14 protein-coding genes are annotated in these 16,896 nt (G+C 72.4%); 9 read left to right on the top strand and 5 right to left on the bottom strand.

The genetic code is table 11. The annotated features are described in order from the left end of the window. Window positions 1–54 precede the first annotated feature (54 nt). The 3 genes from ACIRQF_RS23075 to ACIRQF_RS23065 form a co-directional block, all read right to left on the bottom strand. The gene (locus ACIRQF_RS23075; protein ID WP_382483310.1) at window positions 55–630 is read right to left on the bottom strand and encodes a TerD family protein; all 576 of its coding nucleotides are present in this window, start codon (window positions 628–630) and stop codon (window positions 55–57) included. A gap of 159 nt (window positions 631–789) precedes the next feature. Then, window positions 790–1,248: a peroxiredoxin gene (locus tag ACIRQF_RS23070; protein WP_376630036.1), complete on the bottom strand. Its 459-nt coding sequence runs from the start codon at window positions 1,246–1,248 to the stop codon at window positions 790–792. Window positions 1,249–1,393: 145 nt separating this feature from the next. Further along, window positions 1,394–1,816, bottom strand: a complete 423-nt coding sequence (locus ACIRQF_RS23065; protein WP_376630038.1) for a DUF3052 domain-containing protein — start codon at window positions 1,814–1,816, stop codon at window positions 1,394–1,396. A 417-nt stretch (window positions 1,817–2,233) separates the two neighbouring features. Between ACIRQF_RS23065 and aceE the strand changes: the two genes are divergently transcribed. Then, window positions 2,234–4,966: a pyruvate dehydrogenase (acetyl-transferring), homodimeric type gene (aceE, locus tag ACIRQF_RS23060; protein WP_376630040.1), complete on the top strand. Its 2,733-nt coding sequence runs from the start codon at window positions 2,234–2,236 to the stop codon at window positions 4,964–4,966. A gap of 343 nt (window positions 4,967–5,309) precedes the next feature. After that, the gene (locus ACIRQF_RS23055) at window positions 5,310–6,074 is read left to right on the top strand and encodes a potassium channel family protein (RefSeq protein WP_404094606.1); all 765 of its coding nucleotides are present in this window, start codon (window positions 5,310–5,312) and stop codon (window positions 6,072–6,074) included. Here the strand turns inward: ACIRQF_RS23055 and ACIRQF_RS23050 are convergent. Beyond that, window positions 6,055–6,423 (bottom strand): peptidase inhibitor family I36 protein, encoded by a 369-nt coding sequence (locus ACIRQF_RS23050; protein WP_382483308.1) that lies wholly within the window; start codon window positions 6,421–6,423, stop codon window positions 6,055–6,057. The genes ACIRQF_RS23055 and ACIRQF_RS23050 overlap by 20 nt on opposite strands. Before the next feature lie 302 nt (window positions 6,424–6,725). Next, on the bottom strand, window positions 6,726–8,348 hold the full coding sequence (locus ACIRQF_RS23045; protein ID WP_376630045.1) for an MFS transporter: 1,623 nt from the start codon (window positions 8,346–8,348) through the stop codon (window positions 6,726–6,728). Between the two features lie 126 nt (window positions 8,349–8,474). Between ACIRQF_RS23045 and ACIRQF_RS23040 the strand changes: the two genes are divergently transcribed. From ACIRQF_RS23040 to ACIRQF_RS23010, 7 genes are all read left to right on the top strand, one after another. Continuing rightward, complete coding sequence (locus ACIRQF_RS23040) at window positions 8,475–9,104, top strand: TetR/AcrR family transcriptional regulator (RefSeq protein ID WP_404094601.1); 630 nt, start codon at window positions 8,475–8,477, stop codon at window positions 9,102–9,104. Between the two features lie 461 nt (window positions 9,105–9,565). Then, window positions 9,566–10,768, top strand: a complete 1,203-nt coding sequence (locus ACIRQF_RS23035) for an alpha/beta hydrolase (protein ID WP_404094598.1) — start codon at window positions 9,566–9,568, stop codon at window positions 10,766–10,768. A gap of 76 nt (window positions 10,769–10,844) precedes the next feature. Further along, window positions 10,845–11,714 carry a DUF4429 domain-containing protein gene (locus ACIRQF_RS23030; RefSeq protein ID WP_376630051.1) on the top strand — a complete coding sequence of 290 codons (870 nt, stop codon included), beginning with the start codon at window positions 10,845–10,847 and terminating at the stop codon, window positions 11,712–11,714. Between the two features lie 189 nt (window positions 11,715–11,903). Further along, window positions 11,904–13,250, top strand: coding sequence for a sensor histidine kinase (locus ACIRQF_RS23025; protein WP_404094595.1), 1,347 nt, complete (start codon window positions 11,904–11,906; stop codon window positions 13,248–13,250). Between the two features lie 13 nt (window positions 13,251–13,263). After that, window positions 13,264–13,950 (top strand): response regulator, encoded by a 687-nt coding sequence (locus tag ACIRQF_RS23020; protein WP_404094592.1) that lies wholly within the window; start codon window positions 13,264–13,266, stop codon window positions 13,948–13,950. Between the two features lie 652 nt (window positions 13,951–14,602). Next, window positions 14,603–15,583, top strand: a complete 981-nt coding sequence (locus ACIRQF_RS23015) for an alpha/beta hydrolase (RefSeq protein ID WP_404094589.1) — start codon at window positions 14,603–14,605, stop codon at window positions 15,581–15,583. After that, window positions 15,580–16,788: an acyltransferase gene (locus ACIRQF_RS23010; RefSeq protein WP_404094585.1), complete on the top strand. Its 1,209-nt coding sequence runs from the start codon at window positions 15,580–15,582 to the stop codon at window positions 16,786–16,788. The genes ACIRQF_RS23015 and ACIRQF_RS23010 overlap by 4 nt, the downstream gene beginning before the upstream one ends. Window positions 16,789–16,896 lie beyond the last annotated feature (108 nt).

Raw genomic sequence — 16,896 nt, 5'->3', positions numbered from 1 at the left:
GCACGTCCGGCGCCGCACGGAGGTGCGGCGCCGGACGGGATGCGGTGCGTCGGCTCAGACGTTGACGCCGAAGTCCTGCGCGATGCCGCGCAGACCCGAGGCGTAGCCCTGACCGACCGCGCGGAACTTCCACTCCGCGCCGTTGCGGTACAGCTCGCCGAAGACCATGGCGGTCTCGGTCGAGGCGTCCTCGGACAGGTCGTACCGCGCGATCTCGGCGCCGCCGGCCTGGTTCACGACGCGGATGAACGCGTTGCGGACCTGGCCGAAGGACTGCTGGCGGTTGTCGGCGTCGTAGATCGAGACCGGGAAGACGATCTTGGCGACATCGGCCGGGACGGTGGCCAGGTTGACCTTGACCTGCTCGTCGTCGCCCTCGCCCTCACCCGTCAGGTTGTCACCGGTGTGCTCGACGGAGCCGTCGGCGCTCTTCAGATTGTTGAAGAAGACGAAGTCCCCGTCGTTGCGGACCTTGCCCTCCTCGTTCACCAGGATGGCACTGGCGTCGAGGTCGAAGTCCGTACCGGTGGTGGTGCGGACGTCCCAGCCCAGACCGACGGTCACGGCGGTCAGGCCAGGGGCCTCCTTGGTCAGCGAGACGTTGCCGCCCTTGCTGAGGCTGACTCCCACGAGTCCCTCCATTGGTTTCCAGGGGCAGCGCCCCCAGTCGTGCGTTGGCATCGGATCAACGTCTGGATCCTAGTGACGGGTTCCCAGTCGAAACAGACGTTTCGCCCGAGTGTTGGCGGGCGATCGCCCGGGAAGACGCCGGAAGCGTCCGCGAGGTTCTCAGAGGGCCGCCAGCGCCTCGGCGTACGCGTCGGCATCCCGGGCGTCCGGCAGGGCGTTGACGACCGACCAGCGGACCACGCCCGCCTTGTCGATGACGAAGGTGCCGCGCACGGCGCAGCCCTTGTCCTCGTCGAGGACCCCGTACGCGCGGGAGGCCGCGCCGTGGGGCCAGAAGTCGGAGAGCAGCGGGAACTCGAGGTCCTCCTGCTCGGCGAAGACGCGCAGGGTGGGGACGGAGTCGTTGGAGACGGCGAGCAGCTGGGTGTCGTCGTTGACGAAGGTGTCGAGGCGGTCGCGCAGCACGCGCAGTTCGCCGGTGCACACCCCGGTGAAGGCGAAGGGGTAGAAGAACAGCAGCACGTTCTTGTCGCCGCGGAAGGCGGACAGCCGGACGGCGCGGCCGTGGTTGTCCTTCAGTTCGAAGTCCGGGGCCTCGGCGCCGATCTCGATCGCCATCGCGTACGCATCCCTTCGCCGGCGGCCCAGCCCTTGGACCGATCGGTGGAACCCACCCTAAGGGGGCCGCCGGGGGCGGAGGCGTCCGGGATGCGCGGAGCCCCCGCCGGCGTGACCGGCGGGGGCTCCATGCGGCGTTGGGGGATCAGCGCTTGGGGGCTGCCAGGCGGGTGCCGACCCAGTCCTTGGCGACGCTGATGCTCTTGGTCTGGGAGAGACCAGCGGTCTGCGCGGCATCCTGGATGTCGCTCGGCTCGATGTAGCCGTCGCGGCCGGTCTTCGGCGTCAGCAGCCAGATGTTGCCGCCGTCCTCCAGAAGACCGATGGCATCCACCAGGGCGTCGGTGAGGTCACCGTCCTCGTCGCGGAACCACAGCAGTACGGCGTCGGCGACGTCGTCGTAGTCCTCGTCGACGAGATCCTGGCCAATGATGGACTCGATGCCCTCACGGAGATCCTGGTCGACGTCTTCGTCGTAGCCGATCTCCTGGACCACCTGTCCGGGCTCGAACCCCAGCCTCGCTGCCGGGTTGGTCCGCTCCTCCGCGTGGTCCGCGGTCGCGCTCACGGCTTGCCTCCTGATCATGTATCGGAAAATGCTTGGGCCACGCGCGTACGCGCGGCGCTGGCCGTAGTCCACACGTGCCGGGGCGGATCGCGCAAGTACCCGGCCCATGAGACCGCCGAAACGGTGACGTTTGGGGCCGTCTCGCCGCAACTTCCGGCGGACGACCGTCGCGCTCCGTGACGATTCGTGCACTCTTCGCCCCGCATTGTGGGCCTCTGCGGCTTCAGTCTGCCGAACATGCTGCCGGAACGCATGCGCGGGATGGGCGTAAGGTTGCGATTTGACCGAACAAGGCACCCCGCGGGGGTTACCCCTCGGTAAAGATGACGTTTGACGTCGGCGGGGTACACGATGGACATCCCGACCTCCACGGGGCTCCGGTCCCCCGCGGGCTCCACCGACCAGCGAAGGAACAGCGTGGCTTCCGCATCCGATCGCAACCCGATCATCATTGGCGGCCTTCCCAGCCAGGTCCCGGACTTCGATCCCGAAGAGACCCTGGAATGGCTCGACTCCCTCGACGCCGCCGTCGACGAGCGGGGCCGGGAGCGGGCCCGCTACCTCATGCTGCGGCTGATCGAACGGGCCCGTGAGAAGCGCGTCGCGGTGCCCGAGATGCGCAGCACGGACTACGTGAACACCATCGCCACGCGGGACGAGCCCTTCTTCCCCGGCAACGAGGAGATCGAGCGCAAGGTCCTCAACGCCACCCGCTGGAACGCGGCCGTGATGGTCTCGCGCGCCCAGCGCCCGGGCATCGGCGTCGGCGGCCACATCGCGACCTTCGCCTCCTCCGCCTCGCTGTACGACGTCGGCTTCAACCACTTCTTCCGCGGCAAGGACGAGGGCGACGGCGGCGACCAGATCTTCTTCCAGGGACACGCCTCCCCCGGTATCTACGCCCGCGCCTTCCTCCTGGACCGGCTGAACGAGACGCAGCTCGACGCCTTCCGCCAGGAGAAGTCGAAGTACCCCCACGGCCTGTCCTCCTACCCGCACCCGCGGCTCATGCCGGACTTCTGGGAGTTCCCCACGGTGTCGATGGGCCTCGGCCCGCTCGGCGCGATCTACCAGGCCCGGATGAACCGCTACATGGAGGCGCGCGGCATCGCCGACACCTCCGCGTCGCACGTGTGGGCCTTCCTCGGCGACGGCGAGATGGACGAGCCGGAGTCGCTGGGCCAGCTGACCCTCGCGGCCCGCGAGAACCTCGACAACCTGACCTTCGTCGTCAACTGCAACCTGCAGCGGCTCGACGGCCCGGTGCGCGGCAACGGCAAGGTCATCCAGGAGCTGGAGTCGGTCTTCCGCGGCGCCGGCTGGAACGTCATCAAGCTGATCTGGGACCGCTCCTGGGACCCGCTGCTCGCGCAGGACCGCGACGGCATCCTCGTCAACAGGATGAACACGACGCCGGACGGGCAGTTCCAGACGTACGCGACGGAGACCGGCGCGTACATCCGCGACCACTTCTTCGGCGACGACCAGCGGCTCCGGGCCATGGTCGAGAACATGACCGACGACCAGATCCTGCACCTGGGCCGTGGCGGTCACGACCACAAGAAGATCTTCGCGGCGTTCTCGGCGGCCAAGGCGCACAAGGGCCAGCCGACGGTGATCCTCGCCAAGACCGTCAAGGGCTGGACCCTCGGCCCCAACTTCGAGGGCCGCAACGCGACCCACCAGATGAAGAAGCTGACGGTCGACGACCTCAAGCGCTTCCGCGACCGGCTGCACATCCCGATCACGGACAAGCAGCTGGAGGAGGGCCTGCCGCCGTACTACCACCCGGGCCGGGACTCCGAGGAGATCCAGTACATGCACGACCGCCGCAAGGCGCTCGGCGGGTACGTGCCGACCCGCGTGGTGCGCGCCAAGCCGCTGGTCCTGCCCGGTGACCAGACCTACGCCGCGGTGAAGAAGGGCTCGGGGCAGCAGTCGATCGCCACCACGATGGCCTTCGTCCGGCTCCTGAAGGACCTGATGCGGGACAAGGAGATCGGGAAGCGCTTCGTGCTGATCGCGCCCGACGAGTACCGCACCTTCGGCATGGACTCGTTCTTCCCGAGCGCCAAGATCTACAACCCGCTCGGCCAGCAGTACGAGGCGGTGGACCGCGAACTGCTGCTCTCCTACAAGGAGTCCCCGACCGGCCAGATGCTGCACGACGGCATCTCCGAGGCGGGCTGCACCGCCTCGCTGATCGCCGCCGGCTCGGCGTACGCCACGCACGGCGAACCGCTCATCCCGGTCTACGTCTTCTACTCGATGTTCGGATTCCAGCGCACCGGCGACCAGTTCTGGCAGATGGCCGACCAGCTCGCCCGCGGCTTCGTGCTCGGCGCCACCGCCGGCCGCACCACGCTGACCGGCGAGGGCCTCCAGCACGCCGACGGCCACTCGCACCTGCTGGCCTCGACCAACCCGGCCTGTGTCGCCTACGACCCGGCCTTCGGCTTCGAGATCGCGCACATCGTCCAGGACGGTCTGCGCCGCATGTACGGCCCCCAGGCCGAGGACGTCTTCTACTACCTGACCGTCTACAACGAGCCGATCCAGCACCCGGCCGAGCCGGCGGACGTGGACGTCGACGGCATCCTCAAGGGCATCCACCTCTACCGGCGCGGCGAGGCCGGGGCGATCCCCGCGCAGATCATGGCCTCCGGCGTGGGCGTGCCGTGGGCCCTGGAGGCCCAGCGGATCCTCGCCGAGGAGTGGAACGTCCGCGCCGACGTCTGGTCCGCCACGTCCTGGAACGAGCTGCGCCGCGAGGCCGTGGCCGTCGAGGAGCACAACCTGCTCCACCCGGACGAGGAGCAGCGCGTCCCGTACGTGACCCGCAAGCTCCAGTCCGCCCAGGGCCCGTTCGTGGCGGTCTCCGACTGGATGCGCTCGGTGCCGGACCAGATCTCCCGCTGGGTGCCGGGCCCCTACACCTCCCTGGGCGCGGACGGCTTCGGCTTCGCGGACACCCGGGGCGCGGCCCGTCGCTATTTCCACATCGACGCGCAGTCGATCGTGCTCGCGGTCCTCACGGAGCTGGCCCGCGAGGGCAAGGTCGACCGCTCGGCCCTGAAGCAGGCCGTGGACCGCTACCAGCTGCTCGACGTCTCGGCCGCCGACCCCGGCGCCGCGGGCGGCGACGCGTGACGGTGCGGCGCGGCCGTACGGGCGCGGCCACCCGGCCGGGCCCTACGGGCCTGGCCGTCCGGCCGTGGGAGCGGCCATGACGGCCCGGACCTGGCAGCGCGGGCCCGACAGGGCGGGCTTGACGGCTCGGAGCTGACAGCGCGGGCTTGGCTGCCCGGACCTGACAGCGCGGGCCTGACAGCACGGGCCCGACAGCGCGGGCTTGACGGCCCGGGCCTGACAGCGCGGGCTTGACGGCCCGGACCCGACAGCGCGGGCGGAATGGCGCTCAGGCCATATCCGCTGGTGAGGGCGGTGGGACCGATGGTCCTGCCGCCCTTCGGCGTTCCTTACGATGCGGCATATGAAGGATCGCTGGGAAGAGCGCACCCAGATGCCGCTGCTGGTGCTGGCCGTGGCGTTCGGGATCGCCTACGCCGTACCCATCGTGGCGCCGGACGCCGCGCCATGGGTGCACCGGCTGTGCACCCATGTGGAGTGGGCGGTCTGGGCGGCCTTCGCCCTGGACTACCTCGTACGCCTGGCCGTCGCGCCGTCCCGATGGGCCTTCGTGCGCGGGCATCCGCTGGATCTGCTCGCGGTGATACTGCCGATGGTGCAGCCGCTGCGGCTGCTCAGGGTGGTCGCCACGCTCCTCCTCGTGGGTCGTCGGGCCCGGATGGCCCCGCAGATAACGCTCACCATGTATGTGGCGGGCGCGGTGATCGGGCTGATGATGTTCGGCTCGCTCGCGGTGCTGCACGTGGAGCGGGACGCCCCGAACGGGAACATCAAGACGCTCGGGGACGCGGTCTGGTGGTCCTTCACCACGATGACCACCGTCGGCTACGGCGACCACGCCCCCACCACCGGCCTGGGCCGGGTGCTCGCGGTGGGCCTGATGCTGTCCGGGATCGCCCTGCTGGGTGTGGTCACGGCGAACATCGCCGCCTGGTTCATCTCCCGCTTCGACCGGGACGACGAGGCCGAGCGCCGGCAGCTCGAACTCCTGGAGGCGCTGACCGTGGAGGTGCGCGAGCTGCGGGCCGAGGTCGCGCGTCTCTCGGCCCCGCCGTCGGGCACCCCGGACGGACCCGAGGTCCCGGCCCCTACCTCTCCCAGATCTTGAAGGCCCGGATCTGATACGGCGTCTGGGGCACCCACACCCCTCTGCCCGGATAGGTCTCGAACTCGCCGGTCTCCGCGCACACCGCCGACTGGTACGTCGTGACCGGCCGCCCGGTGCGGTTGGCGAGCGACTGGGCGCTCGTCCCGGCCGGCAGGGCGACGCAGCTCTCGACGTCCACCGAGGCCAGCTCCTGGTTCTGCGCGCGACCCTTGAAGTCGGCCTTGGGCCACAGGCAGAGCTGACCCGGCCCGCAGGCGCCGAGGGCCGTGCCGGAGGGCGCGGCGCTCGCGGGCGCCGCGAGGAGGGCGGTCAGGACGGCCGCAAGGGCCAGGACGGTCTTCGTGTTCATGCTGGTGAACCCCCGTTTCGTCACTCTCTGTAACCAAGAGCATGGCGGAGCCCACCCCACGAACGGAAGAGGGGCCGCCCCCGTTCACACGAACGGGTGACGGCCCCCTACGGGAACCCTGAGAGGCCCGCCGCGCCCGGGAGGCCCCGAGCCTCCGGGACCGCCCCGGCAGCCTCCCGGACCGGCGGCCCAGCCTCCCGGACCGGCGGCCCAGCAGCCTCCGGGACCGGCCAGCAGCCTCCGGACCGGCGGCCCAGCAGCCTCCCGGACCGGCCCACCAGCCCCCGGCCGGCCCACCAGCCTCAGATATGGGCCGCGCCCGCGCCCGCCTCCGCGTTCTCGCCGCGCTTGGTGAGCATGGCGACGAGGGCCGCGCCGACGGCGACGACACCGGCCACGGTGAACGCGAGGCCCATGCCCTCCATGAACGTGTCGTGGATGACCTTGCCGATCGCGGCGGTCAGGTCCGGCGTCATGCCGGGCGCCTTGGCCAGCTCCGGCGGCACCATGCCGAACTCGGCCGCCTGCTCCAGGCGCGGGTCGGCGGGCACCGGGATGCCGGCGTCCTTCCAGTTGTCGGCGAAGGCGCTGGACACCTTGGACGACATGACCGCGCCGAGCACCGCCGTACCGAGAGCGCCGCCGACCTGCATGGCGGCCTGCTGCAGACCGCCGGCCACGCCCGAGAGCTCGAGCGGCGCGTTGCCGACGATGACCTCGGTCGCGCCGACCATGACCGGGGCGAGGCCCAGGCCGAGGAGGGCGAACCAGAGCGACATCGCGAGCGCGCCGGTGTCCGGGGTGAGCGTGAGCATGCCGAACATCGCGGTCGCCGTGCAGACCATGCCGCCGACCAGCGGGACGCGCGGGCCGAGCTTGGTGATCAGCACGCCGGCCAGCGGCGAGGAGACGATCATCATGCCGGTCAGTGGCAGCAGGGCGAGACCGCTGTCGACGGGGCTGAGCCCCTTCACGCCCTGGAGGTAGAAGGTCACGAAGAACAGGCCGCCCATGAAGGCGAAGGCCATGAGGACCATGAGGACCACACCGGCCGAGAGCGGCACGGAGCGGAACATCTGCAGCGGGATGAGCGGTTCCCTGACCTTGGTCTCCCAGACGGCGAAGACGGCGAAGAGCAGCACCGCGCCGATCAGGCAGCCCCAGGTCTTGCCGCTGCCCCAGCCCCAGGACTCGCCGGCCTTGATGATGCCCCAGATGAGGGAGGCCATCGCGGCGGAGAGCAGCAGGATGCCGAGGACGTCGAAGGAGCGCGGGGCGTTCTCGGCACGGTGGTCCTTGAGGATCACCAGGCCGAGGACGAGCGCGAGGACGCCGACCGGCACGTTGATGAAGAAGACGGACTGCCAGCTGACCTTCTCGACGAGCAGGCCGCCGACGATCGGGCCGCCCGCGGTCGAGGCGCCGATGACCATGCCCCAGATGCCGATGGCCATGTTGAGCTTCTCGGCCGGGAAGGTGGCGCGCAGCAGACCGAGCGCGGCCGGCATGAGCAGGGCGCCGAAGAGGCCCTGCAGGACGCGGAAGGCGATGACGAGGCCGATCGAGCCCGACAGGCCGATCGCGCCGGAGGCGGCGGCGAAGCCGGCTATGCCGATGAGGAAGGTCTGCCGGTGGCCGAAGCGGTCACCGAGCTTGCCCGCGGTGATCAGCGCGACGGCCAGCGCGAGGAGGTATCCGTTGGTGATCCACTGGACCTGGGCGAGCGAGGCCTGCAGGTCCTCCTTGATGGCGGGGTTGGCGATCGCGACGATCGTGCCGTCGAGCGCAACCATCATGACGCCCACGGCAACGCTGAAGAGGGTCAGCCACGGGTGCCCGCGCAGTCCCTTCGCCGGGGCCGCCACGGGCACCCGGTCGCCCCCCTGACCCTGCGGGGCCTTTTCCACGGTGGTCTGACTAGTCATGCGAGCAGGCTAATGACAGTCACTGACAATTGACAAAGCGTTTCACACGGCGGTAACTGTCACGTAGCTCACAGGTAGCCTGGCCCGGAAGAAGTGGCGGGAAAACGCGGAAATGGGGATGGAGACGTGACCGTTCCCGGTCTGCGCGAGCGCAAGAAGCAGCGCACCCGCGACGCGCTGATCAGGGCCGCCCTGGAGCTCTTCACCTCCCAGGGATACGAGCGGACCACGGTCGACGAGATCGTCGACGCCGTGGACGTCTCCCAGCGCACCTTCTTCCGCTACTTCGCCACCAAGGAGGACGTGGCCTTCGCCGTCCAGCAGATGGTGGAGCAGCGGTTCATGCAGGCGCTGGCCGGGCGGCCGCCCGAGGAGGGCCCGCTCGACGCGATGCGCAACGCGGTCCTCAGCGCCTGGGACACCATCGGCGAGGCGATCGCCGAGGTCGTGCCCGTCGAGCTGTACGTCCGCTCCTTCCAGGTCATCGAGTCGACGCCGGCCCTCCTCGCCGTCCACCTGCGCCGCTCCACGGAGATGGAGGAGTCCATCGCCCGCCTGATCGCCGAACGCGAGGGGCTGGACGTGGACGAGGACCCGCGCCCGCGGATCGCGGTCGCCGCGTTCAGCGGGGTGATGCGGGTGACCGGACAGCTGTGGGGCCGGAGCGCCGACCCCACCCTGGAGGCCATCCGCGCGCTCACCGAGCACTACCTGGACCACCTGACGTCGGCCTTGGAGCCGCACTGGCGGCCTTGAGCCGTACGAGGTGCGTGAGCCGTACGAAGCCGCCTGAGCCGTACGAGGTGCGTGAGCCGTACGAAGCCCTCTGAGCCGTACGCGAGGTACCCGGGCCAACGGCCCACGCCAAACCAGCCGGTCAACGCCACCCGGGCCCGCGACCACCGCCACCCGACCGGTCAACGCCACCCGACCCGGCAGCGACCGCCACCCGACCCGCCAACGCCACCCGACCCGGCAGCCACCGCCACCCGAGCCGCCGGCCACCTCCACCCAACCCGCCCGAGCTCCGTCGCCACCGCCCGAGCTCCGTGCGCCCCCCGCCCGAGCTTCGTGCGCCACCGCCCGAGCTCCGTGCGCCACCGCGCAAGCTCCGCGTGCGACCGCGCGCACGTACCGTCACCGCGCCCCTCCCCCCGAGGTGATCCGCGTCACTCGCCTGTCCGGGCGTAGTAGGGCGCCCCCTAGGGTGACCCCCAATGCCTTCCTTCGACTCCTCCCCCACCCTCTCCGTCTGGCGGATCCTGCTCGCGCTCGGCGTGGTGTTCGTGCTCCTCGCGACCACCGGATGGACCACGATCCGGCATCAGCGCACGCCAGGGGAGACCCGGGAGCAGGCGCTGGCCGCCTGGGCGCACGACAGGATCGGCGGCCGCGCCCTGCCCGACCCGAAGGGTCCGGCCCGTACGATCGCCGCCTTCTTCGCCGCAATAGGGCCCGCGCAGGGCGCCCGGCTCGCCGACGCCCACCCCTTCGTCATGGGCAACCTCAACGGCGTCCCGGTGACCCTGCGCTACCGGGCCAACCGCAGATCCCTGTCGCGCGCCCTGGCCGCCGAGCGGGGCCGGGTGGACGATCCGCGGCTCACTGCGGACGGGCGTCACGAGGCGCTGCGCAGGGTGCACCGCTTCACCAGCCTGATGAGCCCGGGCCGTCAGATCCTGGCCTTCGACCCCAGGGGCGCCGGCCGGACGGCGGAGGTCCTGGGCGATCTGGACCGGGCCCGCCGGGTGTCGGTGATCGTCCCCGGGGTCGACACCAACCTGCTGACCTTCCAGAAGTCCGCACGCCGCTTCTCGGCGCCGGCCGGGATGGCCGCGTCCCTGTACGCCGCCGAGCACCGGGCCGACCCCGAGGCGCGTACCGCCGTCATCGCCTGGGCCGACTACACCGCGCCCGTCGGCGTCGGCATCGAGGCGGCCATCGGACGGCTGGCCGAGAGCGGCGCCGTGCGGCTCGTCGGCCTGACCGACGCCCTGCCCGGCGACGCGCCGGTGAGCCTCTTCTGCCACAGCTACGGCTCCGTGCTGTGCGGGGTCGCGGCGCCCCGGCTGCCCGCACGGGTCACCGACGTGGTCGTCGCCGGCAGCCCCGGCATGCGCGCCGAACGCGCCGCCGACCTGGGCACCTCGGCCCGGATCTGGGCCATGCGGGACGCCGACGACTGGATCGCCGACGTGCCCCACATGGAGCTCGGCGGGGTGGGGCACGGGACCGACCCGGTGGCCCCGGAGTTCGGTGCCCGGCTGCTCTCGGCGGCCGGCGCGAGCGGACATGCCGGTTATTTCGAGCCGGACACCACGAGCGTCGAGAACTTCGCCGCGATAGGGGTGGGCGCGTACGCCGATCTGACCTGTGCGGGCGCGGACAGCGCTTGCCTCGGAGGAATCTCCGGCGCGTGACCTGTCCGACGCGCGTAGATCACGGCGAATTTACCGTGGTTGCGGAGGGGCGACGTCGGGGCATACGCCGCATACGATGAGGCGTATGGGTGATGTGCTGGCCGGAATTCATGCCACCTGGGAGTTCGAGAGCGACGCCGTCGTCATCCGCTTCGACCGGGGGATCCGCACACCGAGGCTGTTCCACGCGCTGCGCGAACGACGTGTCCCGTACGAGGCGCTGGCGTCGGTGACGCTCGCCCCGGGCAAGCGGGGCACCGTCGTGCTGCACGCCGAGCCGAGGCCGGGCGCCGATCCCCTGATGGAGGCGGCGGGCGGGCAGTTGAAGGACGGGTCCGACCCGTACCGGCTCGTGCTGCCCGCCGATCGCGAGACGCTCGCCGAGTACTACCGCGACGAACTGCGCTCGGTGCTCAGGCCGTACGAGGCCTCCGAGCCCGCGGACCGCTTCCTGGTGGCGCCGCCGGAGGGACCGCAGTCCTTCAAGGCGTACGACGGGAAGGCGAGCTTCGACGGGAAGAGCGAGGTGGCGTTCCGGTGGTTCTGGACGGGGGCGTCCTCGGAGAAGTGGAAGGCCGGCGACCGGACCTTCCGGGTGAGCGAGCTCAGCGGTGTCGAGTGGCGCTCGCCGGAGATCCTGGACGGTTATCTGCGGCTGGTGCCCCGGGACGGGCACGACACCCGGCCCGAGCAGCCCGACCACGACCCCGCGTCCGTGGTCTTCGGCCTGGGCTACGGTCTGGTCCACGAGTCCCTGCCGTTCGCCGCGGCGGTCCTGGCCGCGATCCGCGGCGCCTCCGTGCGGGTCCCCGCCGCGGCGGTGTCTCGCCGTGATCCCGCCGGCGTCGCAGAAAGGATCCGCCACCTCGGCGATCTGCACCGGGCCGGGCTGGTGACGGACGAGGAGTTCGCCACGAAGAAGGCGGAACTGCTCGCGGAGCTGTAGCGGACGGGGCGGGCACGGCCCCGCCCCTACGGACGCCGCCCACCGGACGCGACCCGCCCGCCCGGACGCGACCCGCCCACCCGGACGCAGCCCGCCCGCCCGGACGCGGCCCGCCCGGACGCGGCCCGCCCGGGCGCGAACCCGCGCCCGCCCCGTACCCAGGTATGACCCCCCGGCCGAGACCCCGGTATGACGTCCCGCCCCGCCCGTCCTGCCTACCCTGGGCGGGCCATGAAGGATGAACAGCGGCGTCGGCCGCGAATGCCACGGGTCGGGGCACGGGCGCAGGCGCTCGTGCGGAGTTTCGGGATCGCGCTCGCCACGCCCACCGGCCCCGGTGAGGCCTTGCTCGGGCGGGCGTCCTCACGCTGGGTGCGGCTGCTGCCGTACGGAGTCGCCCTCGCCCTCGTCTCGGCCCTGCTGCCCGTCACCGTCGCCGTGCTCGTGAACGACTACCACGTCAACGGCGCCCTCGCCGGCGCCCTCGCCACCGCCCAGACCGCGCCGCTGCTGCTCGCCGTCACGCGGCCGCTCCAGGCCTGGTGGGTGATCTTCACGGCGGACGTCGCCGGCGGCCTCGTGCTGCTCGCCGCCGACCGTTCCGACGAACTCCCCTGGCCGTGGACGCCCATGGTCGTGGTCGGCTACCTGTTCCTGATGCTCGCGCTCGGGCTCCGCGAGTCCCGGCGCGCCCTGCTCGGGGTGTGGCTGGTGACGGGTGTCGCCGGGGCCGTCTTCCATCTCCTGGCGCCCGACCGGCCCGGCGACGGGGTCGTCGTCCTGCTCTTCGTACTCAGCGGTGTCGTGCTGCTGCTCACCGCGACCCTGCGCGGGCGGGGCGAGGCCGAGCGACGGCTCGTCGAGCAGGCGACCATCAGCGAGGCCGAACGGGCCCACCGCACGCTCCTGGAGGAGCGGGCCCGGATCGCCCGCGAGCTGCACGACGTGGTCGCCCACCACATGTCGGTGATCACGGTGCAGGCGGACTCCGCCCCGTACCGCATCCCGGAGCTGCCGGACGCCGCCCGGGAGGAGTTCGCGTCGATCGCGTCCGGGGCGCGTGAGTCGCTCGCCGAGATGCGGCGGCTGCTCGCGGTGCTGCGCAGCGACGGGTCGGAGGGCGAGCGGGCGCCGCAGCCGGGTCTGGACCGGGTGCAGCAGCTGGTCGAGGCGACGGTACGGGCGGGCGTCCCGGCCGAGTTGTCGATGGCCGCCGACCTGGGGGACGTGCCGCAGGCGGTGGACCTGTCGGCGTACCGGATCGTGCAGGAGGCGCTGGCCAATGTCGTCCGGCACGCACCCGGCGCCGCCACCCGGGTGTCCGTACGGGGCGACGGGGAGGGCTGGCTGAACGTCCTGGTCGTCAACGGTCCTGCAGAGCAGCGGACTTCGCCGCTGGAGGGCGGCTCGGGCACGGGGCACGGGCTGGTCGGCATGCGCGAGCGCGTACGGTTGACCGGCGGCTCGCTCGACACCGGGCCGCTGCCGGACGGGGGCTTCCGGGTCGCCGCCCGGCTTCCGCTGACGAACCCCTGACGAAGGGCGCCCTGTGACCATCCGCGTGATCATCGTCGACGACCAGGCCATGGTGCGGGCCGGTTTCGCCGCCCTCCTGTCGGCGCAGCCCGACATCGACGTGGTGGGCGAGGCCCCGGACGGGCGGCAGGGCGTGGAGGTGGCCCGGGCCGTTCACCCGGACGTCGTACTCATGGACGTGCGGATGCCCGAGCTGGACGGGCTCGCGGCGGCGCGGCAGATCCTCGACCCGCCGCCGGGCGTGGTGCACCGGCCCAAGGTGCTGATGCTCACCACCTTCGACGTGGACGACTACGTCTACGAGGCGCTGCGGGCGGGCGCCTCGGGCTTCCTGCTGAAGGACGCGCCGCCGGCCGATCTGATCGCCGCGGTACGTGTGGTCGCGGCGGGCGAGGCGCTGCTGGCGCCTTCGGTGACCAAGCGCCTGATCGCCGACTTCGCCGCGTCACGGCCGGCGCCCCGCGCCGATCGGGCCGCCCTGCGGCTCAACGGGCTGACGCCCCGGGAGACGGAGGTCCTGGAGCTGATCGCGCAGGGGCTGTCGAACCAGGAGATCGCCGACCATCTGATCCTCGCGGAGCAGACCGTGAAGACGCACATCGGGCGGGTCCTCGCCAAGCTGGACCTGCGCGACCGGGCGCAGGCGGTGATCTTCGCGTACGAGTCGGGCCTGGTCACGCCGGGCGGCAGCGGGCGCTAGACGCCCGCGAGCCCGTCCCTGGCCCCCGCCACCCGTTCCGACCGGCCCCGAGCCCCGTCCGAACACCCACCGCCCCGGACCCGGCATCCCCGCCGACCCGGTCCGACCGGCATCCCCCGCCAACCCGATCCGCCCCTCCCCGAGCCCCGTCCGCACACCCACCGGCCCGGATCCGGCATCCCCGCCAACCCGGTCCGACCGGCCCCGAACCCCGTCCGCACACCCACCGGCCCGGACCCGGCATCCCCGCCAACCCGGTCCGACCGGCCCCGAGCCCCGTCCGAACACCCACCAACCCGGCCCGATCACCCGCGAACCGGTCCCCGGGACCACCGCGAGCCCGACCCCGTCCCCACCCCGCCCGCGAGCCAGTCCGATGACCCACCGGCCGGGGCCTGGTCGACCGCACTCCCAGTCCTCGGACGACTGCGACCGCGACCGCGACCGCGTCCGCGCTCCGGTCGGCCGGCGTCCGGGCCCCGCATCCGGGGGAAAACCCCACCCCCCGCCCTCGGGTTGGCTGCTCGTCCCGCCCCTACCCAGGTATCACCTCACGGTTGGCGCCCCGGTGTGACGTGCCGTCACCCACTCCGTTCCTACCTTCCTCTCGCCAGCGACGAGATCGCCGAGAGAGACAGGAACGGAGGACCGCATGCGCCGGTTCACGAGGACCCTGGTGGCCGCAGCGCTCACCGCCACCGTTGTGGCGGGGACCGCCGGCTGGGCGTCCGGGACCACCCAGCAGCCCGTGACCGGCGCGCCGGTCGGCACCGCGGCCTGGCGGGCCGACGGCCTGCCCGACCCGGAGGGCATGACGCCCGCTCAGGTCACTGCGTACTTCACCGGGTTGAGCGAGAGCCGGCGGACGCAGCTGCTGCGCGAGCACCCTGGCGTCGTCGGCAACCTGGACGGCGCCCCGCTCGCCCTGCGCTATGCCGCCAATGCCCGTGCCGCGGGCGCCCGGTTCGCCGGGCAGCAGGTCCTCGCGTACGACCCCCGGGGCCGCGGTCAGGCCGTGCTCGTCTACGGGGACCTCGGGCGGGCCGCCCACGTGGCAGTGATCGTGCCCGGCTCCGACGTGGACGCGCGGAACTTCGCGCCGCTCGCCCGCAAGGCGGCCGCCTTGCGGGCCGCGACCGGCGACCGGACGGCCGTCGTCGCCTGGGCCGGGTACACCACCCCCGTCGGGGTCGGTCTCGACGCCGCCACCGGCGATCTCGCCGAGGCCGGGGCGGACCGGCTCACCCGCTTCACGGAGGGTCTGCGGGCCGTCGGCTCCGCCGAGCCCGCGCTCTTCTGCCACAGCTACGGATCGGTGGTCTGCGGGCTCGCCGCGCACGAGCTCAAGGCCAAGGACCTGGTGGCCATCGCCTCCCCCGGGATGCGCGCCGACGACGTGGCCGCGCTGAACACGTCGGCGCGGGTGTGGGCGGCGAAGGACCCGACCGACTGGATCGACCGGGTGCCCTACATCGAGTTCGCGGGCCTGGGCCACGGCACCGACCCGGCCGCGCCGGAGTTCGGCGCCCGCAGTGTGCCGGCCGCCGACGCGCAGGGCCACGACGGCTACTTCACGCCGGGCACCGCGTCGCTGCGCGCCTTCGCCGCGATCGCCGAGGGGGACGTCCGATGAGCACGCAGGCGCGGACGCTGGTCCGGAAGATCGAGGCGCGTACTCCCGCCCACCGTGACCGCGCGATCGACGGACTGCGCGCGCTCGCGCTGCTCGCCGTGCCCACCGGGCACTGGCTGCTCGGCGGGTTCACGCTCTCGGCCGACGGCGCGCTCCACAACGCCAGCCCGCTGTCCGCCTTCGGGGGCTTCGCGCCGGTCAGCTGGATCCTCCAGATGCTGGGGATCTTCTTCCTGGTCGGCGGCTACGCCTCCGTCCTGTCCTTCCGCCGCCACGAGGGGCCCGCGGGCGAGTGGCTCAAGGGTCGGCTGGCCCGGCTCGGCCGGCCGGTGCTCGGGGTGACCGCCGTGTGGGCGGCGCTGCTGCCGCTGCTCCACTACGGCCTCGGGGTGCCGGGCGACACGCTGCGGACGGCGTCGACGCTGGTGATCCAGCCGCTGTGGTTCGTCGGCGTCTACGCCGTCGTCACCGCACTCACCCCGTTCTGCGTGCGCGCAGCCCGCCGGCTCGGCGTGTGGGCGGCGGCCCCGCTGCTCGGTTCGGTCGCCGTCGTCGACTTCCTCCGCTACGGGCCGTACGCCGACGCCGTGCCGTCCTGGCTGAGCGTCCTCAACATCCTGCCGGGCTGGCTCTTCGCGTATCAGCTGGGTGTGTCCTGGGGCGAGGGCCGGGTGGGCCGACGGCACGCCTGGGGGCTGCTGCTCGGCGGCGCCGCGCTCTTCGCGGCCCTGCTGGTGTGGTGCGGTTACCCGATGTCGATGGTGGGGGTCCCCGGCGAGGCCCGTACCAACTCGCACCCGCCGTCGCTGCTGGTCCTGGCCCTCGCCGCCGCGCAGAGCGGCGCCGCGATCCTGCTGCGGGAGCGGCTCGGCCGACTGCTGCGGCGGCCCGCGCTGTGGGCGCCGGTGGTCGTGATCAACCTGTCGGCGATGACAGTCCTGTGCTGGCACCAGACGGCCATGCTGGCGGCCGCGGTCCCCGCCTCGTATCTGGGCGGGGTCCCGGGCCTGGTGGGGGCGCCGGACTCGGTCGGCTGGATCCTGGCTCGACTGGCCTGGATGCCGCTCTTCGCCGGGCTGCTCGTCCTGATCGGGCGGTACGCGCGGAGCTTCGAGTCCCCGTGGACCCGGGCCGGTACGGTCCGCCGGGCCGCCGCGGGGGTCCTGGCGGCGGGGTTCGCGGTCTTCGCCCTGGGGCTGGCGTGAGGTGTCCGGCGGCGGGAGGGGTGCGGGGCCGGAGCGGGGGTGGGGGTGTCCGGACGTGGCGGCGACCTTCCCGAGCGAAGCGAAGGGAAGCTCGCAGTCCGGACACCC

The organism is Streptomyces sp. NPDC101191 (assembly GCF_044767915.1).
In the GTDB taxonomy this organism is placed as follows: Bacteria; Actinomycetota; Actinomycetes; order Streptomycetales; family Streptomycetaceae; genus Streptomyces.
The sequence above is the reverse complement of the archived record's forward strand: the minus strand, read 5'-3'. Positions and strand labels throughout refer to the sequence as shown.